Raw genomic sequence first — 22,195 nt, 5'->3', positions numbered from 1 at the left:
ATTGATGCGGAAAATTATTCGCTTAAACACTGAATAGGCAACTCTTAATAGTATATAAAAGATGTAAATTTTCAATTTCTCGACAATCAATGCGCAGCCTTAAGATAACGTATACAAGATCAATCGGTTCTTAGATTTTGTATTTTTAAACTAACTATATATAGTGAAATTACAGATATTTTAATCCTAAAAAATATGCCAAATAAGAAATTTTATATTTTATTACTCATTTATAAGGATTAAACTTTAGAGGTTGGCCTCGAATACTGGTATATAATTTACCTTTATCATAGACAATTTGACCGTTGACAATCACGACTACAGGCCATCCAGTCAAATTCCATCCCTCAAAAGGACTCCAACCGCACTTGCTCAACAGTTCTTCACGTAAAACAGGGCGGTATGCGTTCAAATCAACCAAAACTAAATCAGCATCATAACCAGGCGAGATCGCTCCTTTATTAGGAATTCCATAGCCCTGAGCCACGCCTCGTGACATCCACTGAACAACTTGTGCAAGAGTACACTGCTTTTGCATTGCAGCAGTTAACATCAAAGGGAGGGAAGTTTCTACACCAGGCATTCCTGAAGGACTGTTCGGGTACTCTTGGGCTTTTTCTTCTAACGTGTGAGGTGCGTGATCTGTAGCAATAAAGTCAATCACACCGTCCCGTAAAGCTTGCCAGAGAACTTGGTTATCGTGCGGCGATCGCAAAGGTGGGTTCATTTGCGCTAATGTACCCAGCTTTTCGTACGCACTAGTATTTAAGAACAAATGCTGTGGCGTTACTTCTGCTGTTGCCCATGCTGGCTTATCGTGACGCAGCAAATCAGCTTCTTCTGCCGTTGACATATGCAGAATATGTAAACGACGGTGATATTTTTTAGAAAGTTTTAATGCTAACTGAGTTGCCAGCAAAGCGGCTTGATTATCCTGAATCTGAGAGTGAACTTTTGGATCATGAATTCCAGCAAATTCTTTTCGTCGTTGGTTAATTCTTGCTTGATCTTCAGCGTGAACAGCAATTAAGCGGCCTGTGTCAGTAGAAGTTTCATCAAAGCCTTGGGCAAAGATTTCTTCGAGTGCTGCTTCCTGATCCACAAGTAGCTGACCATGCATCGACCCCATAAACACTTTAATCCCTGGTGTTGGGTTCGCTGAGAGTAAATCTGGCAAATGTGCTGCTGTTCCGCCCACAAAGAAGCCATAATTGACAAGCGATTTTTGAGAGGCACGTTGAAGTTTATCATCAAGTGCTTCTTGGGTAATCGTTGGGGGTTTTGTATTAGGCATTTCTAGAAATGAAGTGACGCCTCCTTTAGCACAAGCACAACTTGCGGTGAACAAGTCTTCCTTATGTTCGAGCCCTGGTTCTCGGAAGTGTACTTGTGGATCAATCACCCCTGGCAACAAAGTTAACCCTTGTGCGTCAATTTCTCTGGTTGGAGTAGCATCAGAAATTTCTGGTTTTACTTCGGCTATGATGTTATCCCGTGTTAGCACATCCCCAATGATTAATTCCCCATTGGGTAGAATAATTTGAGCGTGGCGAATTAATAAACTTATGGATGATGACATGAGATATCAAACCTTAAACCTAGAACAAAGCGTGAGAGCAGACTATCCCTTTAGCATAAACTTTGTTGAGTATGTAGGGATAAATGTGTGTGTTACTTTATGCAAAAACTATATGGTTCTCTAACGATGAATAATCTGTTTTTAGGAAATAAAAGCTTAGCTTGCTAAATCCAGAGAACCCTGACAACACAGAAGTAAAATAAATGTATACCGACCTATAGGAGCCCTAATCTACAGGAAAACATAACTACCAGAACTCATTTGTCTAGTTAAGATGAACAAATACAGTATCCCTGTTCCGGCGAGTTAATTACCTGTATCTAAGGTCTTTACTTACATAATTTCATGCAAAACCAAGTGTCTGATAACAATTCTAGCCAAAAACCTGATAACTCTTGGATCACAGAATTAGGTAGAACCATTGTATTGAGCATTGTACTAGCTCTAGGAATTCGTACCTTTGTCGCTGAAGCCCGTTGGATTCCTTCCGGTTCGATGGAACCAACTTTACATGGCACCCCAAACCAGTGGGAAGCAGATAAGATTATTGTTGATAAGTTAAGTTATAGATTTTCTTCCCCACATCGGGGGGATATTGTCGTGTTTCTTCCTACAGAAGAACTACAAAAAGAGCAATATCAAGATGCCTTTATTAAGCGTGTGATTGGCTTACCGGGAGAAAAGGTGGAACTTAGAGAGGGCAAAGTTTATATTGACAACAAACCTCTTCGCGAAAAGTATCTTGCTTCTAATCAACGTACAGTAACTGATGTTTGTACCTCAGGGCAGCAACCACCTTTCCTGTCTCGTCCTCAAACTATACCAGCTAACTCCTACTTAGTTTTAGGGGATAACCGCAATAGTAGCTACGATAGCCGGTGCTGGGGTATTGTTCCTAACAATAATATTATCGGTCGTGCCATATTCAGATTTTGGCCGCTGAATCATATTGGAGAAATTGATAAAACACCCTTGTATCCAGGGTCATAAATAATTTGTTGCTTCATAAGCGGTAAAGATTTTCTGGTCAGCCGCTTTATATCACTTTGCTTTAAGTTGGAAGCGGCGACGCATAGATTAATGTCTAGTACAACGCGGCGTAAATAAGCCTACCATTCAGAATATGTGAAAAGCCTACGCTGTATGAATTTTGAATTTTGAATTTTGAATTCCGCCTTGCGCTACTAGTCTCGCTCTAGAAAATCCGTTCACCTAACTATTCTAGTTAATCAAAGTATAATTTATTATTCAAGTTCAAGTGAATTACCGTAAATAGATTTAGAGTATTTTCCCTGACTATATAGGTCCACGACAAGGCTTGCCCGCAAGAGAATCTACTTATTCATGTTGATTTTTATACTCATTATGCTCGACTGATTCTTAATTTTGAAAGCAGGACTTTTTGTGAATTACTGACTACTATTTTCAGTCGCATAGCATAATAGAAATGTGACTGATCTGTTAGACCCTTTACGATCCCTCAATGAAGGTCACTGGTTCAAGCTCATCTGCGGGGCCAGTTTCCAACACTTGCCTACGGTCAGAAGTTTAACTCTAGCCTATACACTGGCTGGTGCTGACTGTATAGATGTAGCTGCGGATCCATCTGTGATTGCAGCCGCACAAGAAGCGCTACAGGTTGCCACCGATTTAGCAAGGGATGCCAATCTCCGGGGCTTTGGCACGGCAGGAAAACCTCCACTGTTAATGGTTAGCCTTAATGATGGTGAAGATCCTCATTTTCGCAAAGCGGAATTTAATTCTACTCAATGCCCTACTGACTGTTCTAGACCATGCGAGAGGATCTGTCCTGCGCAGGCTATTGTTTTCAACCACCCAGCAGATAATTTTTCAGGAGTCATATCACAAAAATGTTATGGCTGTGGTCGTTGTTTACCAGTCTGCCCTTATGAGAGAATTTATACAAAATCATATGTATCAACGCCGGGAGCGATTGCACCATTGGTACTATCAAGAGGGGTGGATGCTGTAGAAATTCATACTAAGGTTGGGCGTTTGGCAGAATTTAACCGCCTGTGGCAAGCAATCTTGCCATGGGTAAAATCCCTTAAATTAGTAGCAATCAGTTGTCCTGATGATGAAGGATTAATAGATTACCTTCATTCCCTTTATGATGCGATCGCCCCACTGAATAATGCCTTAATTTGGCAAACAGATGGGCGTCCTATGAGTGGTGATATTGGTGATGGAACCACTTTAGCCGCCGTCAAATTAGGGCAAAAAGTTTTGGATGCCAGATTACCGGGATATGTACAGTTAGCAGGAGGTACTAATAGGTATACCGTTGCTAAGTTAAAGGCAATGGGACTCCTCAAAGGAGCAGGGGAAGCAGGTGAGGCACGGGGAGCTAATTCCTCAAGCACTCTATCTCCCTATACTTCCTCCTCTTCATTTATCTCTGGTGTAGCGTACGGTAGTTATGCCCGTGTACTACTGTCTCCAATTATCGATCAGTTAGAAGCAAGGGAGGTGAATAACACTAGTGACAAGGCGACTACCCGCCTAGAAGACAAACCCGAATTACTTTGGCAAGCTGTCAAGCTTGCTCATTCTCTCGTTTCCCAGCTAAAGACACAGCAGCAGTAGGTGCAAGAGCATGTTCTCTCCCTATCATCATGTTGTGGACACTTTCTCAAGACTCTTACAAGAGTACGGAAGTGCGGTCACTATCTCTCAAAACGTCACCAAAGAAAGCATGACGATTACAGACGATCTCCAAAAGTTATTAGATATTTTGCCCCAAGACCTGCGGCAGATACTAGAGCAGCATCCTCAACGAGATAGTTTAGTAGAAGTGGTCTTGGATCTGGGTCGTCGCCCAGAAGCTCGTTTTCCCCATCGCGCTGAGTATCTCAGTGAAACACCTGTTACTCAGGAGCAAATTGATGATTGTATCCAGCAAGTAGGAATTTTTGGCGGAGATAATCGCGCAGGAATTGAGCAAACCTTACATAGGATCAGCGCCATCCGTAACCGCACAGGCAAGATTATAGGCTTAACTTGCCGTGTAGGTCGAGCGATATTCGGAACAATCGGAATGATCCGCGACTTGGTGGAAACTGGAAAATCGATTCTCATGCTGGGACGCCCAGGTGTAGGTAAAACTACCGCCTTACGAGAAATCGCTCGTGTTTTGGCGGATGATCTGCAAAAACGAGTAGTGATTATTGATACCTCCAATGAAATTGCAGGAGATGGTGATGTTGCTCACCCTGCCATAGGTCGTGCGCGACGGATGCAAGTGGCTCATCCCGAACTTCAGCATCAAGTGATGATCGAGGCGGTAGAAAATCACATGCCAGAAGTCATTGTGATTGATGAAATTGGCACAGAACTGGAAGCAATGGCAGCCCGTACAATTGCTGAACGTGGTGTTCAGTTAGTAGGTACTGCTCACGGAAACCAAATTGAAAACCTCATCAAAAACCCCACCCTCTCCGATTTAGTTGGTGGTATCCAGGCTGTGACACTGGGGGATGACGAAGCTAGGCGTAGGGGTAGTCAAAAGACTGTTTTAGAACGCAAAGCTCCTCCTACTTTTGAAATTGCCGTAGAAATGTTAGAGCGACAGCGCTGGGTTGTTCACGAAAGCGTTGCCGATACAGTAGACACTCTTTTACGGGGACGTCAGCCAAGCCCACAAGTAAGAACCGTTGATGAAAACGGCAAGCTGGCAATTACACGCCAATTAACTGTAGTCAACGGTCGCGCTCAGGCTCCTAGTAGCGAGGAATCTTTAATGCCAGCACGGCAATCCAACGGCTGGCGTTCATCTGGGCAAATGGTACCACTCCCACCATTATCTTCAGACAGGGAAAGAGTTTCTGGCCAAAGTGAATTTGACCGCCTGCTCGATGAATCGTTAAATCTTTCTGAAGGTTTTGATTTTACTGCAATTAGACAGGCTGGACCAAACGGTGAAGATTTACCACTGCATATCTATCCATACGGCGTTAGCCGTGGTCAATTAGAGCAGGTTATCGAGGTGCTTAATTTACCAGTGGAATTAACAAAAGACCTCGATAGTGCTGACGCAATTTTAGCACTGCGATCGCACGTCAAAAACCATGCCAAACTTCGACAAATGGCGAAAGCCCGTCAAGTGCCAATTCACATGATTAAATCTAGCACCATTCCTCAAATTACCCGAGGCTTACGACGGTTGCTAAACATCGAAGATCCAGAGACTGCTGATGATCGCGAACTCCAATTATTTCTCCACAACGGTAGCGACGATGAAATTGATGCCTTAGAAGAAGCAAGACTTGCTGTAGAGCAAATTGTAATTCCCAAAGGACAACCAGTCGAATTATTACCCCGTTCTGCCTCTGTGCGCAAAATGCAACACGAGTTAGTAGAACACTACCGTCTCAAATCTCACAGTTTTGGAGAAGAACCAAATCGGCGTTTGCGGATCTATCCTGCGTAGGGCATGGGGCATGGGGCATGGGGCATGGGGTATTGGGGACTTGACTTTATTCAATTCTTCCCCTGCTCCCCCTGCTCCCCTGCTCCCTGCTCCCCCTGCTCCCCTGCTCCCCTGCTCCCTGCTCCCTGCTCCCTACTCCCTACTCCCTAGTTTTCCGTGAATTCAGAAAGTTTAGAAATTGCTAAAACCCGATATCAAGCTGGAAGAGTTGCCTTTGAAAGCGGGCTATATCGCGAAGCAATTGAACAACTCGAAAAGGCAACTGCTCTGATAGCTCGTAATTCTCGTCTTGGTGGTGAGGTGCAAATTTGGCTTGTTACAGCTTATGAAGCGGCTGGGCGTTCAGAAGATGCGATCGCTTTATGTGAGCAACTTAAACGCCATCCTCACCTAGAAACAAGCAAGGAAGCAAAGCGCTTGCACTACATTCTTAAAGCTCCCAGATTACAACGCCCAAAGGAATGGTTGACTGAAATTCCTGATTTAAAGGCAATACCTGATAATGAGAGCAAAATTCGTCTCGCTGCTGATGTTACCAAATCTTCTCGCCAAAAAGACTCTCCTGAGCCAGAAATAATTGATCTCAAATCTATCAATACCAGAGATAATCGCTTTATTTGGTTGGCTTTAATTGTGATTGGCTTAACTGTAGCTGGCTTGGTTTGGTATAGTTTTTAGCGGACTAGAGAGGATACCCGAGATATGGTTAATCAAAAATCAAACATTGTTTTAGCGGTAAAACACGCAAATATAAAAGTTGTTCGGCGTCGATTTGGGTTGCAAAATCCTATTATCTGGCTTGTTGTATTAGCGTCGTTAATATTGTCAGGTTGCGTAAACTATGATGTAGGTGTAAACTTTGACAACGCAAATCGCGGCGAATTGGTACAGCATATTAAATTAGGAGAACGGCTAACTAGTTTCAGTGGTGATTCTGTATATCAATGGTTAGATAGCGTAGAGAGCCGTGTTCGTAAATTAGAAGGCAAAACGCGCCGCGTGTCTAGAGAAGAGATTATTGTTACAATTCCCTTTAGTAACAGTCGAGAATTGGAAACGAAGTTCAATCGCTTCTTCCATCCAGAAAGTAATCAAAAATCTACACCTGTTGCTACCGAAAGTGATTCAGATTTACCAAAAATCGAATCAAACTTACACTTGTATCAGAATAATTTCTTACTATTAGTGCGGAATCGCTTAATTTACGATTTGGATTTGCGCTCCCTTGCATTAATCTCAAGTAAAGGCAATATTCTAATCAATCCAAGGTCAATTTTAGACTTCAAATTTAGCTTGAAGACTTCTTGGGGAGCAAAAAGCATTCAAAACACTGAAAATGCTATTCAACCACAAACTAATCAAAATCATCAGCTAGTTTGGCAAATTAAACCTGGTGAACTCAATCATATAGAAGTTGTTTTCTGGCTTCCAAGTCCTTTAGGTATTGGTACTTTGTTAATTATTTTGTTTGTGTCTGCAGGACTTTATCTACGATATAGTTTCATGCCAGATCCTAGAATTCAGTTTGCTCATAAGTTGTAATTTTTAGGGAAAAGGCTCAATACAAACCTTTTCCCAATCTACATCAACTAATTAATGATGAAGAATCAATTCATTAGTTAGAAGATAAGCCAGTGGCTTCACTCAAGTTGACATCACGTTTATTCCCCATAATTTTTAACCAACGGAAGTTTGCAACAAGTGCTTCGGTGAAAGTTTCATATACGTTATATTTAACGCCGAATTCTTCACAAACCTCCGATAGTATCGGAGCTATTTTCGAGTAATGAATATGACACACTTGTGGAAAAAGATGATGCACAACTTGATAGTTAAGACCACCTAAATACCAGTTTAAAAAAGCATTTTTTGGTGCAAAGTCTACTGTTGTTCTGATTTGAAAAATTGCCCATTCATCGTCAATTTGGTTTGACACAGGATTCGGTTGAATAAACTCTGCCGTATCCATAACGTGAGCGAGCATAAAAATTGTACAAATGAGTAATCCATACGACATGTAAATAATGCTAAATCCGATTAGGGACTGTAGCGGTGTATATCCCACAGAAATCGGTATTCCAAGAAATAGTCCAAGCCAGATGAATTTACTTCCTAGCAAGATTAGCATTCCTAGTGGTTTAGGTGTAGGGATAGCATGTTCATGGTATTTGCGCTTGACAAGTATGAGATGGATATCAGAAACAGACCAATAAAAAGGAATGACGGTATAAACAAGCCAAATGAATATATGTTGAAATCGATGATACCATCGATATTCTTTAAATGGAGACATGCGTACTAACCCGTCACCGTCAATTTCAACATCATGTCCTAATATATTGGTATACGTATGATGTAAGTAATTATGACGAAATCTCCACAGATAACTTGAAACGCCAATTATATCGTATGTTAAACCCAAAACGGAATTGACCCATTTCCTACTAGAATAACCACCATGATTGGCATCATGACCTACACTGAAGCCAATACCAGCAATTCCGAATCCAATAAGAATACAGCCAATTACTTTTGTCCACATTAGTGGTGAACCGAAGAGAGTAAAGAGCGAAGCGGAAATCACCCATCCAAAAATAATTAGAGTTTTGATATACATCGCTAGATTATCGCGTTTAGCAATATTCTGAGACTCGAAATAAGCATCTACTCGTTTATTTAACTCCTTCCTAAAACCAACGTTTTTGGCAAAAGTGACTTTCGTCTCGGTCTGGATCATGAAAAATTCTCACTTAAACAAGGTATAAATTGATCTGGAAAAGCGCATACCCGCATGTAGTGCCTGACGCTGCGTCAATATAGATACAGCTTAGAACAAGCGATTATCGCTTTGGCTCGCAATAGCGATCGCTTTACCCAACTTTATGAGCGTAGCCGACAAAAGCCATTTTGCATAGCTCCTACATTACGTACCTAGCTATAAATTTGTCTAGGTAACCAAGTTCATCCTCTTTACTCTACTCCCCCTGCCCCCCTGTTACCTCCTCCTCAAGGAGATAAGCGCTTAATTTTCCAACTACCATCATCGGCTAGCGTATAGAGCAATCGATCATGGAGGCGGCTAGGGCGTCCTTGCCAAAATTCTATTTCTGTAGGGATCACTCGGAAACCTCCCCAGTGTGATGGCCGCTTAATATCCTGATCTTGATATACTGTTTCGAGTTCTAGCAACTTCTTCTCGAGGATTTCTCGGCTTTCTATCACCTCGCTTTGATTAGAAACCCAAGTTCCTAGACGACTAGTGATGGGACGGCTATAAAAATACTCATCTGACTGATTTTCTGAAACCTTCTCCACAGATCCATAAATACGAACTTGGCGTTCTAATTCCGCCCACCAAAAAACGAGCGATGCTTGAGGATTTTCTGCCAGTTGTTGTCCTTTTTGACTGTTATAGTTGGTGTAAAAGACAAAACCTCGTTCATCGAAATCTTTGAGTAGCACCATTCTTGCACTTGGTTTACCCTTAGAGCTAGTGGTTGCTAAGGTCATGGCATTAGGTTCGACAAGCTGAGCTGCTAGTGCTTGGTCAAACCATCGCTGGAATTGTATATAAGGATTAGGGTCAACTTCAATTTCACTTAACCCATGCAAGGTGTAATCTCGACGAAGATCTGCTATAGTTTTGTCCATTATTGTCTAGTTACATTTATTACGTAATTTAATGTATACCCCTATAAGAGGGATTTATGATAATTATCAGAGCTAGACGATTATCTTTAATTCTTTCAAGGAGTTTCTAGGAAACATTTCCTCAAATGCGCCGTTCAGCCTCCCTTCAACGTTTATTAATCTACGGTCTGAGCGGTCCAATTATCGCTCTCAATATTTGGCTACTGTCTGTACTCTTTAGCTATTTTCAGCATCCAATTACTATATTAGGTATTGGGGCTATTCTATCTTTTTTACTAAGCTACCCGGTTAAGTTCTTTGAACGTGCGCCTATGACTCGTGGTCAGGCAGTGATTATTGTTCTGCTAATAACCTTAACCTTGGTAGTTATTCTAGGTGTCACTTTAGTACCTTTGGTCATTGATCAAACAATTCAACTTTTAAATAAAATTCCTGATTGGTTAACTGCCAGTCAAGCTAACCTAGAGCGTTTTGAACAGCTAGCGAAGCAACGACATTTGTTCATAGATCTCAAGATTGTCAGTGCTCAAATTAATGCTAACATCCAAAGTGTGGTGCAGCAAATAGCTTCTAGTGCTGTGGGGTTTGCAGGAACACTGTTATCGGGACTACTTAACCTTGTGCTAGTTGTTGTACTGGCATTTTACATGCTTATATATGGCGATCGCGTCTGGTCTGGCTTAGTTCACCAATTACCACCCGATATTCGAGTTCCCTTTACCACCTACTTGCGAATAAACTTCCAAAACTTCTTTCTGAGCCAACTCTTGTTAGGGTTGTTCATGACCGTAAGCCTTACTCCTATATTTTTTGTTCTCAAGGTGCCGTTCGCGCTATTGTTCGCCATACTTATTGGCTTATCTGAACTAATTCCCTTTATTGGAGCCACTTTAGGTATTGGTATAGTGACTATTTTGGTCTTACTACAGAGTTGGTGGTTGTCAATTCAAGTTGCATTTGCAGCAATTATCATGCAGCAAATAAAAGATAATCTCCTAGCTCCCAAACTGCTTGGTGATTTTATCGGGCTTAATCCTATTTGGGTCTTTGTCTCGATTTTGGTAGGATTTGAGATCGCAGGGTTGCTAGGAACAGTGGTTGCTGTTCCTATTGCTGGAACTATTAAAGGTACTTTCGATGCTATCAAAAACGGTATGCCAGAGAATCTAAGAGCAGATATCTGATTGAAAACCAGCCACTTTCTAAGCCAGGATTTACAAGTTTATTTTTCTGTAAAATTTACAACTTACTTGCATTATAAGCAATACTCTTATACCATATAATATGGATATGCGCAATAGTTGCATTTCAAAATGCTATCAATTCCGAATTGCAGGGAAGCATTAGCCGTAATCAATCCCTTATTAGTCTTAGGTGTCAGATGAGACAATTTAATTTTGTTATAATCTTCATATTGTGTCTAGGTTTCGGTTTATTTACAATTGAAAACACAAAATTAGTCACGATTTACCTAGTTCCAGGGTTACAGGTTGAAGCACCGATGGCAGTTCTGTTGCTTTTGACCTTCGGAATAGGTGCAGTTTTTGCTTGGTTATTTAGTATCTGGACAAGATTGCAACGACTGCTAGTGTATACTCAAAAGACTCGCCGACAAAATGCTCAAATTAAAGATTTAGAGTCCAAGGTTTCACACTATCAAGCAGAAATTCAATCATTACAGCTAGCACTACCCCCGTCAAACGATAATGCACAACCAGTAGCTCAGTAAAGGTGAACCAAAAGAGTGAGTTTGTAGAAATGTGGGGATATTCCCTACACTTCCTACACTCTAATCAGTATTTTACGCTCTTTTAGGTCTGCTGTTATCCGGCACGCTGTGTCTATCAGGCAGCGTGCCTAATAACTCTATGTTTTATGGCTTGAGATTGATTATCCCCCTAGGTTACGCTAATTATCCTATGTCCCTTGCCTGGGAAAACTCCTGTCGAGGGATACTCCCCCATAAAGACTAAAGACCCTGACCTTTTAAAGAGCCCGACAAACACAAGAGGTCGTCTAAGCAATATCAACCTTTTTGTTGATAACTGAAAGGTTAGTCCTGCTTTTTGTTAAATTTTGTAATTTCTAATTTTTTGTATTAAAATTTAGTTGGTATATTTCTGTTCAATCTGTTGCTTTTCAGGAGTTTTAAGGTATTTCCTTCTCCTAATTAAGCTCAGCCGCACAAGTGGCGCTAACCTAACCAAATTCTCTGGATTTTACCAGTGACTCGTGCGTTAAACCTCGCTGCCATGGTAAACCTTGAACAAACCACTCACGTTCAAACGACAAGAACCCTCCAAAGCGCTACCTCCAACACTTAAAATCAGTTCTATTGATGGATGCTTCCGAACTATTGGAAACAATTACACTGCTCATTCACCAAGCAGAACGAGGGGAAATAGACCCTTGGGATGTTCAGGTGATTTCCGTAATTGACCGCTACCTGGAATTCATGGAACCAGAAACAACCACGGGGGGGTACGAAGCTGACCTATCTCAATCGGGGCAAGCTTTTCTATCAGCATCAATGCTTGTTCTGTATAAAGCAAATACTTTAATGCAATTGGGCTCACCAGTAGAGGAACAACAACCTCTTGATGATGAGTCATTAGCGAATGACGATGGTGTACAACACCACGCCCGGTTGCCATTGGAGCAGCACTTGCGCCGTCGCCCAGCAGCAATGCCGCCACCTAAACGCCGTGTGACTCTCCAAGAGTTGATTGAGCAATTGCAGCTGATGGCTCAACAATTGAAACTCGTACAGAAAGAAAACAAACCTGCCCGACCTAAACGTCAGCCTAGTATTCAAAGTATACGGGCGGCTCTGGAATTAGCTCACCAGGAAAATTTGACACAAGTAGCTTGTGAACTAGAGCAAGTGTTACATTGCAAAGCAACAGAACTTTGTCTACAACAAAATTGGTTAAATATGGAACAACTATTAGAGTTGTGGACTCAAACTAAACAACCCAATGAAAATGGACATAAGGAGGAACAAAACCATCTTGTTAGTGTTTTTTGGGCTCTACTACTGCTTTCATCTCAATCCAAGGTAGAGCTTTTTCAAGAAGAGTTTTACCAAGAAATTAAAATTCGCTTACTTACAGACTCAGTAAATACTAAGATATCTATGGACACAACTGTAAAATAGGCAACGATAACATCTCAGGAAAGATGATTGGTAGATTTTAATTTCAGCAAATACTCTTAAAATTACTAAAATTATCACAATTATTCTTGACAAAAGTAAAGATTGGTGTGATGAAAATAAACAAATTCGTTCTTTAAATCCTTATTTCTTAAGCCTACAAAACCACTCAAAAGCTTGTTAATAACCATCTAAAAAATGACATTATTTTAAGCTTTATTGAGAAAAAAAGATTTTTCATCACAAAACTGCGTTTGCTCTGATCCCAAAATCCGAGTAAATTGAAAGGATGAACAATTGTGTGTCATCTTCTTAAACCTATGTTTGCATCAAATCAAAAAATTCCTTTGATCCGTGGTTGTAGGGATGCCTCAGAGCAAAAATAAACCGATGATGAAGTATTACTCACTGAAAACTATACTGGCTGGTGGTTGAGGAATAAACAAGTATGAAAGCGATGATTCTCGCAGCAGGTAAGGGTACTCGTGTACGTCCCATTACTTACACAATGCCTAAACCAATGATGCCCATCCTGCAAAAGCCGGTGATGGAATTTTTACTAGAGCTATTACGTCAGCATGGATTTGACCAGATTATGGTCAACGTTAGCCATCTGGCAGAAGAAATTGAAAGTTATTTTCGAGACGGTCAACGATTTGGCGTACAGATCGCTTATTCTTTTGAAGGTCGTATTGTTGAAGGTACCCTCGTTGGTGAGGCTATTGGTTCAGCAGGTGGAATGCGCCGAATTCAAGATTTTTTACCATTTTTTGACGATACCTTTGTCGTATTGTGTGGCGACGCCTTAATTGATTTGGATTTAACAGCAGCAGTAAAGTGGCATAAATCTAAGGGATCTATTGCTACTATCGTCACGAAATCTGTTCCAAAAGAAGAAGTTTCAAGTTATGGTGTAGTCGTTACAGACGAGAATAATCGCATTAAAGCTTTCCAAGAAAAACCTAAGGTTGAAGACGCTCTGAGTACTAATATCAATACAGGGATTTACATTTTTGAACCCGAGGTATTAGACTACATCCCTTCGGGAGTAGAGTATGATATTGGTAGTCAATTATTCCCCAAACTAGTAGAAATTGGTGCGCCTTTCTACGCCATTTCTATGGAGTTCGAGTGGGTAGATATTGGTAAAGTTCCAGACTACTGGCGTGCAATCCGTGGCGTCCTGTCAGGAGAAATCAAAAATGTACGTATTCCTGGTCAGCAAGTCGCGCCAGGGATTTATACTGGTCTAAATGTCGCAGTTAATTGGGACAAAGTTGATATCACAGGCCCAGTTTACATTGGCGGCATGACCAGAATAGAAGATGGAGCTAAAATAGTCGGACCAGCCATGATTGGGCCAAACTGTTGGATATGTAGTGGTGCGACAGTAGACAACAGCGTAATTTTTGAGTGGTCGCGACTTGGTCCAGGGGTGAGCTTGGTTGATAAGCTGGTGTTTGGGCGTTACTGTGTAGATAAGACAGGGGCAACAATAGATTTACAAGCTGCTGCTTTGAATTGGTTAATTACTGATGCGCGTCATGATCCGCCATCCCATAATCCAGTTGAACGACAAGCGATCGCTGAATTGTTGGGAACTAAGGCAAGTTAAAATGTGGGGAAATAAAAATTAAAAATTTATCATTTTTAATTTTTATTTCCCCTCCAATGTCTCTAAGAAGATAAATAAGTATATCTTCTTAGACTCTGTTCGTAGGTTTGCAACAGTCGTTGAGATTCAGCTAGGCTAATGCGGTTTTCTTGTAAAGCTTGTTCACAGCGCTGGCGGATATTTTCTACCATATCTTCTGAGTCATACTGTACATAGCTCACTACTTCGCTCATGGTATCCCCCTTGACAACGTGTTGAATTTGGTATCCTTTTGGTGTCAATTGAATATGAATTGCGTTGGTATCACCAAACAAGTTGTGTAGGTTGCCCATGATTTCTTGGTATGCTCCGTTGAGGAACATTCCCAAGTAGTATGGTTCGTTAGGGTTGAAAGTATGTAGTTCTAAAACTGACTTCACGTCCCGTAGGTCAATAAAGCGGTCTATTTTGCCGTCGCTATCACAAGTAAGATCTGCTAAGATGGCTCGCTGTGTTGGTTCTTCACTCAAACGGTGTATAGGCATTATAGGAAACAGTTGGTCAATTGCCCAACAATCAGGTGCCGATTGGAACACCGAAAGATTAGCATAATATATAGAAGCCATGATTTTTTCAAGGTCTTCTAACTCATCCGGTACATATTCTTGTTGCCTAGTTATATTGAGAATCTTTTGGCAGCAAGCCCAGTATAGTCTCTCAGCTTTAGCACGTTCTGTGAGACTTAAAATTCCTAAGTTGAAACGGCTGATCGCTTCTTCTTTGAATTGTGTTGCGTCGTGGTAAAACTCTTGGTAGTTTTCTTGGTTAATTGACTGGTAAGTTTCCCACAGATAAGTGATTATAGGGGATTCTCCCTCTTGTGGAGATTGTGGCGGTTCCGTTGGGATCTCGCTAGCACTCAGAACGTCGAAAATTAGCACTGACTGGTGAGACGCGATCGCCCGTCCGCTTTCGCTTATTAACGTTGGTACAGGAATATTACGTTCTGCACAAGTGTCTTTCAACTCTGCCACGATATCGTTGGCATAGTTTTGCATGTTGTAGTTTTTTGAGGCGTAGAAGTTTGTTTGTGAACCATCGTAATCCACGCCTAAACCGCCACCAACATCCAGATATTTCATATCTGCTCCTAGCGTCGCCAATTCCACGTAAATGCGGCTGGCTTCTTGGATGGCGTCTTTAATTACGTTAATTGCAGAAATTTGTGAACCAATATGGAAGTGTAGTAACTGCAACGAGTCGAGTAAGTTGGCAGCACGTAATTTATCAACCGCTTGGATAATTTCTGGAATCGTGAGCCCGAATTTAGCGCGATCGCCGCTCGATGTTCCCCAACGCCCCATACCTTGGGTGCTGAGTTTAGCTCTTACTCCAACAATTGGCTTAATGCCTAATTGACGGTTTACCTCAATCACCACATCGACTTCTTCTATTTGCTCTAAGACGATAATTGGTGTTTGTCCTAGGCGTTGAGCTAACATCGCCGTTTCAATGTATTCTCGGTCTTTGTAGCCATTGCAAATCAACAATGCTCCAGGAGTATCTAGTACCGCTAAAGCGATCATCAGTTCTGGCTTGGAACCGGCTTCTAAACCAAATTGAAGTGGTTTACCAAACCGCACAAGATCTTGTACTAAATGACGCTGTTGGTTGCATTTTACGGGAAATACTCCACGATACACCCCTGGATAGTTGTAGCGAGCGATCGCCTTGGCGAAACACGCATTCAACCTCTCAATCCGATCTTCTAAAATATCAGAAAACCTGATCAACAAAGGTAATCCTAAGTTACGCTGTTTGAGAGCGTTCACTAGTTCAAATAGATCCAACGAACCACCACGCTCCCCTTTGGGAGAAACAGTGATATGACCAGCAGCACTAATGGAAAAATAAGGCTGTCCCCATCCTTGTATACGATAGAGTTCTTCACTATCTTCTATTTTCCATGTTCGGGGTGTGTTTGATATAGTACTCGGTGGCAGTAGCTTTTTTGCTTTGCGATGACTCATCTCAGCTTTATCTACGTTGCCAGGAGGTTGTACCATCTCGTCTGATGTAGCAGTTAATTCAACACCCATTTATTTGTGACCTCTATGTTTCACCCACGAATTTACAATGTAGCGCATTACTTTTTCAATGCACATGGTCTGTTGTTAGAGAATCTGAGATAATCTCAGATTGTCAAAAGGAATAAGTAATAACTTTTGACTTCGAGTAAATTTACACTTGTTTTAGGAGATAGCTTTGGAACGCACATTCATAGCAATTAAGCCTGACGGCGTACAACGTGCACTGGTTGGTCAAATTATCAGTCGTTTTGAAACTAAGGGTTTTACCCTTGTTGGTTTAAAACTTATTAAGGTCAGTCGGGAGTTAGCCGAACAACATTATGATGTTCACCGCGAAAGACCTTTTTTTGCTGGACTTGTTGATTTTATCACTTCTGGTCCAGTAGCCGCAATGGTTTGGGAGGGTGATGGAGTTGTCGCATCTGCTAGAAAACTTATCGGAGCAACTAATCCGCTAACCGCAGAACCGGGGACGATTCGAGGAGATTTCGGCGTCAATATTGGTCGCAATCTGATCCACGGATCCGATGCAATTGAAACAGCGCAACGAGAAATTGCTCTGTGGTTTACCAATGAAGAATTAATTAGTTGGGAACCACGGATTAAGCCTTGGTTGCACGAATAATTTAGCAAGTTGCTGGTGGGGATTTTCGTAAATCACCACCAACAACTGCTAATCTCTACTTTTTTCTACAACTTCGGTTTTTTGTAGGTGTTGTTCTAAATCTTGCAGTTCAGTTTTTTGAGATTGCTTTAGTTGATGTGAGCCAGAAACTTCTGCTTTTTGTGCATCCTGATCATATTCTGGATTGCGTTTAGAAAATCCCCACACTAGGATCAAGGCGATTACACTCATGGTTATCCACTGTGGTGGAACTAAAGTATCATTTACTACCTTTAACAGTAACCGTAAACCCACTATTGCTACCGTAATATAACCCGCATCTTCTAAACGGGAAAATTCATCCAGCCATTGGATAAACAAACCAGCCATAAAGCGCAAAGTAATAACACCAAAGGTTGTTCCTGTGATCACTAACCAGGTTTCGTTAGAAACTGCGATCGCTGTAGTGACGCTATCTAGAGAAAAGGCTAAATCTGTTAAAGCAATTACAGGTATAACTTGTAGTAGAGACTCATAACGAGGGCCATGGTGGTGATGATCTTCACTTTCTGTTGAAGTAAAATGTTGGAATACCAGCCATAGTAGATACGCTGCACCTAATAGCTCAAACTGCCAATACTGTTGTATCCAGGTAGCAGTAAGGAGTAGCCCAATGCGTAAAACGTAAGCCACGACTAGTCCAATGTTAAGTGCTTGGCGCTCAAGTTTTTTGTCTCCTAGCCCTTGTGCGATCGCAGCGAGGGCGATCGCATTATCAGCAGAGAGTATTGCTTCTAAGAGGATCAGGACGAGCAAAACTATAGGCGCTTCAACACCAATATGAAAGTGAAGATAATCAGAAATTTGGTCTATCATTCCGTATTCTTAACCAGAGAAAGTTAAATAATGGTATTTATGAGAAACAGCTATACAAATCATAACCTTTAATAAATCTTAACCTGATATGAGGGATTCTGTAGCTGTGGGGTGCGTTCAATCATATCGACATCCCCCACAATAAACAATGACAGATTAACCAATAGCGATACCACAGGGTGAAAAATGTGGATTAAAGATAGCTATCCTACTTACATCCTCTCCAAAACTTGAATTCCTAGCAAAGAAAGTCCTAACTTCAGAGTTTTGGCTGTTAAGTTACACAATGCTAACCTTGAGGTTCGGATAGGTTCCTCAGACTTAAGCACAGGGCAATTTTCGTAGAATTTGTTAAATTTATCACTCAACTGATACAAATACTCACACAAACGATTAGGCAATAAATCTTGCTCTACCTCATGAATCACTTCATCTAGCTGCAGCAAAGATTTTGCCAAAGTTAATTCTGTTTCTTCCTGTAGGACAATTTTGATATTTGCTCCTAGCTTCTCGAAAGCTATGTTACCTTCGCGACTAATTCCTTGAGTCCTAACGTAGGCATAAAGCATATAGGGTGCAGTGTTGCCTTTAAGCGCTAACATCTTGTCGTAGCTAAAGATGTAGTTGCTGGTTCTGTTTTGGCTTAAGTCAGCGTATTTTATCGCGCTGATCCCAACTACTTGAGCAGCATGGTTAATGAACTCTTCTGTTTCTTGGCGATTATCTTCTTCTAATCGCTTTTCTAAATCTTTACGCGCGTAGGCGATCGCACCATCTAATAAATCCTGCAATCGCACAGCTTCACCGGAACGAGTTTTTAATTTTTGACCATCTTCACCCAATACCAAACCAAAGGGCGCGTGAATAAATTCTACGTCATCTGTAATCCAACCAGCCCTTCTTCCCACTTGGAAAACTTGGGCAAAATGATTGCTTTGTCCTGCATCAACAGGATAAATCACCCTTTGGGCTTTATCTACATGAACTCGGTAACGAATTGCTGCCAAATCGGTTGTAGCGTAGTTGTAGCCACCATCAGATTTTTGAACAATTACAGGTAGGGGTTGTCCTTCCCGATTTGTAAAGCCTTCTAGAAAGACGCACTTCGCCCCTTGATTTTCTACTAACAGCCCTAGTTTCTCTAACTCTTGTGTTACTTCTGGTAGCAAAGCGTTATAGAACGACTCGCCCCGCTCAATAATATCAGGAGAAATTCCCATCAAGTCGTAAATAACTTGATAAGCTCTGCTCGATAGCTGGCAGACTATTTTCCAAGCAAGTAGCGTTTTTTCATCTCCTGCCTGTAACTTTACCACTGCTTGTGTAGCTGCTTTTTTAAACTCTTCATCTGCATCGAAGCGTTTTTTAGCTTGACGGTAGAACGAAGACAAATCTCCTAAATCTAAATTTTCGGTGGTTGTCAAAGCTTCTGGATAAGCTTCTTCCAGAAAAGCAATCAGCATTCCGAAGGGAGTTCCCCAGTCTCCTACGTGACTAATTCGCAAGACATCGTGACCTGCAAATTCTAAAATTCTGGATAGACAATCTCCAATCACTGCTGGACGCAAATGCCCCACATGCATTTCTTTTGCTATGTTTGGGCTGGGATAATCGACAATAACCCCTTTAGGATTCTTACTTGGTGCAACTCCTAGCCTTGGATCGTCAAGGATTGCTTGCAGTTGTGCTTCTAGATATTCCGTTTTTAGCTTTAGATTAATAAACCCAGGACCAGCTATTTCTGGTGGTTTACAGAGATCCGATACATCTAGATTATCAACAATTTGTTGCGCGATCGCTCTTGGCTGCTGTCCTAACTTCTTGGTTAAAGATAAAGATACATTTGACTGATAATCACCAAATTTAGGGTTACTAGCGAGAACCAAAAGGGGGTCTACTCCAGCGTAGTCATTGCCAAAAGCTGCGACTAAAGCTTTTTCAAATTTAATTTTTAGCTGTTCTTGCGTAGCTTTCATTAGTTTTAGGTATAATCCAGTAATATTTTAAAACCGTATAGCATGTTGGCAGGGGATATTCCAACCAATGCAAAACTATAAGGATGGTCGCCCTTTGTCCCTATTTAATCCCAATTCGCTTAAATCTTGCTACGGAACAAGAATCTTGTAAGGGATGTACGCCATCTTCCCTACTTGAGATCTTGTACCATCCTCGATTAGCCCGATATACCGCCCAGAACTTAAGTTCCGGGCTAATAGCTTAAGTCCATTGAAATGGACTGAAATCCTTGCTCAGTCCTCTTGAGAGGACTTTAGCTATCAGCCAGCGATTTAAATCGCTGGCTAACTTTATTTCAGAGAATTGGTGTAACGCTGTTAACAGGCAACGCGCTTGCACCAGACTTAAACAAGTGTCAATTATATCTAGTAACCTAACATCGGTCCCTAAAGTATATTTCTCTAGGAGAAGGTCCAGCCTGTAATTTCAAACTAGCTTGCAAATCCTCTTTTATGGCGTCCTGCAGTGCTTCTACCTGTTCGTGATTAGTATTGCTCGGAATTTTTTCGATCTCAAAGTACTGTATATCGTCAGCTTCATCACTATACTTATAAGTTTGCTCTACAACACGACAGAGAAATCCAAATGCTACTTCATTCTGATCTGGACGTGAGTACACACCAAGTAAACGTTCGATTTCTACAACAAGACCAACTTCTTCTTCAACTTCTCTCACTGCAGCTGCCCAAGGAGTTTCACCTTGTTCTAGCGCTCCACTTGGTAGATTCCATAGGTCAATATCAGTCCGATGGCAAAGTAATACTCTTTTCGCAGAGTCGAAAATGACAGCAAAAACTCCAATAATAAACTGATGTTTGTTTGAAGTAGCCGTCTCATGCTCTAAATTTTTCCTCAGCTTAGCATCGCTCACGATTTAATTCTCATACTCAAATCCAACCATTTTGACTGAGTAATCGGCGCGCTGGTTGAAATGTAATCCACTCCTGTCTCCGCCACAGTACGGATTGTTTCCAAGTTAATGTTGCCAGAAGCTTCGATTTTGACGCGACTATTGTGTTGGCGGATTATTTGCACTGCATCTCGCATAAGTTCAAGAGGCATGTTATCCAACATAATAATGTCAGCTTGGTGATGTAGCGCCTCTTGCACCTGCTCTAAGGTTTCGGTTTCTACTTCTACTGTTAGGGTATAAGGAATTCGTGAACGAACTCGCGCGATCGCTTCTCCAATACCTCCAGACGCAGCAATATGATTATCTTTAATCATGACCGCATCATCTAGTCCCATGCGGTGGTTGATTGCGCCTCCTACTTGAGTAGCATACTTTTCCAATAGTCTTAGTCCTGGTGTAGTTTTACGCGTATCGACTAATTTAGCCGGTAAATCCCCTATTTGCTCTACATACTTTCTAGTTAAAGTGGCAATCCCGCTAAGACGCATTGCTATATTAAGTGCTACTCGTTCTCCCGTTAGCAGTGCGTCTAGAGAACCAGAAATTTCCGCTATTACCTCGTTTTGTGCTGCCCATGAACCTTCCGGGACAATAGGTACAAGGCTTACTTTTTCATTCAATAGTCGAAAAACCCTTGCTGCTATAGGTAATCCAGCAATGACCCCAGGTGCTTTAGCTATCCATTTGGCTTGACCTTCGGTTTTGTCTTGGGCTAGCAGGGCTTGGGTTGTGCGATCGCCTCGACCTATATCTTCTAGAAGCCAAGTACGTAACATCGGCTCCAACACCATATTTGGTGGCAAAACACCAAAATCGCTCACAAGTTGATAATTTCCTTTTCGCTTTCAAAAAAAAATTATAGGCCCTAACCTTTGATTAGTAAGGCTTTTAGGGACACGGTTAAAAAAAATCGAAAAATTTTTGAGAAAAAGGTTGACAGATGAGAATAGACTCGCTACTATAAAAAAGTGCCAAAGACGAGCCGCGAAAAAACGCGACGTCGGAGGGACGCCGAACCTAGACAATATTATAGTTTGAAAGCCTCTAAAGAATCAATAGCCTTCGTCAAGAAAATGAAAACCTAGGCTGAGGGTTTAAAAGGTCAGCCAATGAGAGTAGAAGATTAACTTCTACACCAGAGTCAAAACGGAGAGTTTGATCCTGGCTCAGGATGAACGCTGGCGGTATGCTTAACACATGCAAGTCGAACGGACCCTTCGGGGTTAGTGGCGGACGGGTGAGTAACGCGTGAGAATCTGTCTTTAGAT

The 22,195-nt window shown here is 41.5% G+C and carries 18 protein-coding genes and 1 rRNA gene; 11 read left to right on the top strand and 8 right to left on the bottom strand.

All coding sequences use genetic code 11. The features are described 5' to 3' along the window. Positions 1–226 precede the first annotated feature (226 nt). Positions 227–1,579 (bottom strand): dihydroorotase, encoded by a 1,353-nt coding sequence (locus tag G4P69_RS24285; protein ID WP_208351811.1) that lies wholly within the window; start codon positions 1,577–1,579, stop codon positions 227–229. A gap of 345 nt (positions 1,580–1,924) precedes the next feature. On the opposite strand from G4P69_RS24285, the gene lepB reads away from it, so the two are divergent. The 5 genes from lepB to G4P69_RS24260 all read left to right on the top strand — a co-directional run bounded on the left by lepB (position 1,925) and on the right by G4P69_RS24260 (position 7,571). Further along, positions 1,925–2,569 (top strand): signal peptidase I, encoded by a 645-nt coding sequence (gene lepB / locus G4P69_RS24280; protein WP_208351799.1) that lies wholly within the window; start codon positions 1,925–1,927, stop codon positions 2,567–2,569. Positions 2,570–3,028: 459 nt separating this feature from the next. Next, complete coding sequence (gene ldpA / locus G4P69_RS24275) at positions 3,029–4,186, top strand: circadian clock protein LdpA (protein WP_208351796.1); 1,158 nt, start codon at positions 3,029–3,031, stop codon at positions 4,184–4,186. A gap of 109 nt (positions 4,187–4,295) precedes the next feature. Then, positions 4,296–6,029: a R3H domain-containing nucleic acid-binding protein gene (locus G4P69_RS24270; protein WP_208351870.1), complete on the top strand. Its 1,734-nt coding sequence runs from the start codon at positions 4,296–4,298 to the stop codon at positions 6,027–6,029. 156 nt (positions 6,030–6,185) lie between these two features. After that, positions 6,186–6,707, top strand: a complete 522-nt coding sequence (locus tag G4P69_RS24265; RefSeq protein ID WP_208351794.1) for an outer membrane protein assembly factor BamD — start codon at positions 6,186–6,188, stop codon at positions 6,705–6,707. A gap of 24 nt (positions 6,708–6,731) precedes the next feature. Beyond that, on the top strand, positions 6,732–7,571 hold the full coding sequence (locus G4P69_RS24260) for a DUF3153 domain-containing protein (RefSeq protein ID WP_208351792.1): 840 nt from the start codon (positions 6,732–6,734) through the stop codon (positions 7,569–7,571). A gap of 73 nt (positions 7,572–7,644) precedes the next feature. Here G4P69_RS24260 and G4P69_RS24255 read toward each other — a convergent pair whose 3' ends face one another. Together G4P69_RS24255 and pdxH are read right to left on the bottom strand one after the other, a co-directional pair. Further along, entirely contained in the window at positions 7,645–8,766 is a 1,122-nt protein-coding gene (locus G4P69_RS24255) for a fatty acid desaturase family protein (RefSeq protein WP_208351790.1), read from the bottom strand. 269 nt (positions 8,767–9,035) lie between these two features. Further along, positions 9,036–9,680 carry a pyridoxamine 5'-phosphate oxidase gene (pdxH, locus tag G4P69_RS24250; protein WP_208351788.1) on the bottom strand — a complete coding sequence of 215 codons (645 nt, stop codon included), beginning with the start codon at positions 9,678–9,680 and terminating at the stop codon, positions 9,036–9,038. Between the two features lie 125 nt (positions 9,681–9,805). Between pdxH and G4P69_RS24245 the strand changes: the two genes are divergently transcribed. The 4 genes from G4P69_RS24245 (at position 9,806) to G4P69_RS24230 (ending at position 14,449) form a co-directional block, all read left to right on the top strand. Next, entirely contained in the window at positions 9,806–10,864 is a 1,059-nt protein-coding gene (locus G4P69_RS24245; protein ID WP_208351786.1) for an AI-2E family transporter, read from the top strand. Positions 10,865–11,061: 197 nt separating this feature from the next. Then, positions 11,062–11,409, top strand: coding sequence for a LapA family protein (locus tag G4P69_RS24240; RefSeq protein ID WP_208351776.1), 348 nt, complete (start codon positions 11,062–11,064; stop codon positions 11,407–11,409). A gap of 609 nt (positions 11,410–12,018) precedes the next feature. After that, complete coding sequence (locus tag G4P69_RS24235; protein WP_208351774.1) at positions 12,019–12,837, top strand: segregation/condensation protein A; 819 nt, start codon at positions 12,019–12,021, stop codon at positions 12,835–12,837. 445 nt (positions 12,838–13,282) lie between these two features. Next, a complete protein-coding gene (locus tag G4P69_RS24230; RefSeq protein ID WP_208351771.1) occupies positions 13,283–14,449 on the top strand; it encodes a sugar phosphate nucleotidyltransferase in 1,167 nt (388 codons plus the stop codon). Positions 14,450–14,511: 62 nt separating this feature from the next. On the opposite strand, the gene speA is transcribed toward G4P69_RS24230, so the two are convergent. After that, positions 14,512–16,527, bottom strand: a complete 2,016-nt coding sequence (gene speA / locus G4P69_RS24225; RefSeq protein WP_208351768.1) for a biosynthetic arginine decarboxylase — start codon at positions 16,525–16,527, stop codon at positions 14,512–14,514. A gap of 166 nt (positions 16,528–16,693) precedes the next feature. On the opposite strand from speA, the gene ndk reads away from it, so the two are divergent. Then, positions 16,694–17,143, top strand: coding sequence for a nucleoside-diphosphate kinase (ndk, locus tag G4P69_RS24220; protein WP_208345644.1), 450 nt, complete (start codon positions 16,694–16,696; stop codon positions 17,141–17,143). A gap of 48 nt (positions 17,144–17,191) precedes the next feature. Here the strand turns inward: ndk and G4P69_RS24215 are convergent, their stop codons facing one another. The 4 genes from G4P69_RS24215 to nadC form a co-directional block, all read right to left on the bottom strand. Next, positions 17,192–17,998 carry a TerC family protein gene (locus tag G4P69_RS24215; protein WP_208345643.1) on the bottom strand — a complete coding sequence of 269 codons (807 nt, stop codon included), beginning with the start codon at positions 17,996–17,998 and terminating at the stop codon, positions 17,192–17,194. Positions 17,999–18,210: 212 nt separating this feature from the next. Further along, the gene (argS, locus tag G4P69_RS24210; protein WP_208351763.1) at positions 18,211–19,974 is read right to left on the bottom strand and encodes an arginine--tRNA ligase; all 1,764 of its coding nucleotides are present in this window, start codon (positions 19,972–19,974) and stop codon (positions 18,211–18,213) included. 413 nt (positions 19,975–20,387) lie between these two features. Then, on the bottom strand, positions 20,388–20,885 hold the full coding sequence (locus tag G4P69_RS24205) for an NUDIX domain-containing protein (RefSeq protein WP_310833743.1): 498 nt from the start codon (positions 20,883–20,885) through the stop codon (positions 20,388–20,390). Beyond that, positions 20,882–21,748, bottom strand: a complete 867-nt coding sequence (gene nadC, locus G4P69_RS24200) for a carboxylating nicotinate-nucleotide diphosphorylase (protein ID WP_208351760.1) — start codon at positions 21,746–21,748, stop codon at positions 20,882–20,884. Before nadC ends, G4P69_RS24205 begins: the two co-directional genes overlap by 4 nt. A gap of 322 nt (positions 21,749–22,070) precedes the next feature. Between nadC and G4P69_RS24195 the strand changes: the two genes are divergently transcribed. After that, positions 22,071–22,195 (top strand): 16S ribosomal RNA (locus G4P69_RS24195); the annotation flags it as partial.

Source organism: Aetokthonos hydrillicola CCALA 1050 (genome assembly GCF_017591665.1).
Taxonomy (GTDB): domain Bacteria; phylum Cyanobacteriota; class Cyanobacteriia; order Cyanobacteriales; family Nostocaceae; genus Aetokthonos; species Aetokthonos hydrillicola.
Note: the sequence above shows the minus strand (reverse complement) of the source record. Positions and strands in the feature narration are given on the sequence as shown.

Excerpts from the sequence above, each read along its gene's own strand:
- G4P69_RS24235 (WP_208351774.1), top strand. The coding sequence starts at position 12,019 with ATGGATGCTTCCGAACTATTGGAAACAATTACACTGCTCATTCACCAA.
- G4P69_RS24230 (WP_208351771.1), top strand. The coding sequence starts at position 13,283 with ATGAAAGCGATGATTCTCGCAGCAGGTAAGGGTACTCGTGTACGTCCC.
- lepB (WP_208351799.1), top strand. The coding sequence starts at position 1,925 with ATGCAAAACCAAGTGTCTGATAACAATTCTAGCCAAAAACCTGATAAC.
- G4P69_RS24285 (WP_208351811.1), bottom strand. The coding sequence starts at position 1,579 with ATGTCATCATCCATAAGTTTATTAATTCGCCACGCTCAAATTATTCTA.
- pdxH (WP_208351788.1), bottom strand. The coding sequence starts at position 9,680 with ATGGACAAAACTATAGCAGATCTTCGTCGAGATTACACCTTGCATGGG.
- G4P69_RS24245 (WP_208351786.1), top strand. The coding sequence starts at position 9,806 with ATGCGCCGTTCAGCCTCCCTTCAACGTTTATTAATCTACGGTCTGAGC.
- G4P69_RS24215 (WP_208345643.1), bottom strand. The coding sequence starts at position 17,998 with ATGATAGACCAAATTTCTGATTATCTTCACTTTCATATTGGTGTTGAA.
- G4P69_RS24255 (WP_208351790.1), bottom strand. The coding sequence starts at position 8,766 with ATGATCCAGACCGAGACGAAAGTCACTTTTGCCAAAAACGTTGGTTTT.
- speA (WP_208351768.1), bottom strand. The coding sequence starts at position 16,527 with ATGGGTGTTGAATTAACTGCTACATCAGACGAGATGGTACAACCTCCT.
- G4P69_RS24270 (WP_208351870.1), top strand. The coding sequence starts at position 4,296 with ATGACGATTACAGACGATCTCCAAAAGTTATTAGATATTTTGCCCCAA.
- argS (WP_208351763.1), bottom strand. The coding sequence starts at position 19,974 with ATGAAAGCTACGCAAGAACAGCTAAAAATTAAATTTGAAAAAGCTTTA.
- G4P69_RS24240 (WP_208351776.1), top strand. The coding sequence starts at position 11,062 with ATGAGACAATTTAATTTTGTTATAATCTTCATATTGTGTCTAGGTTTC.
- G4P69_RS24260 (WP_208351792.1), top strand. The coding sequence starts at position 6,732 with ATGGTTAATCAAAAATCAAACATTGTTTTAGCGGTAAAACACGCAAAT.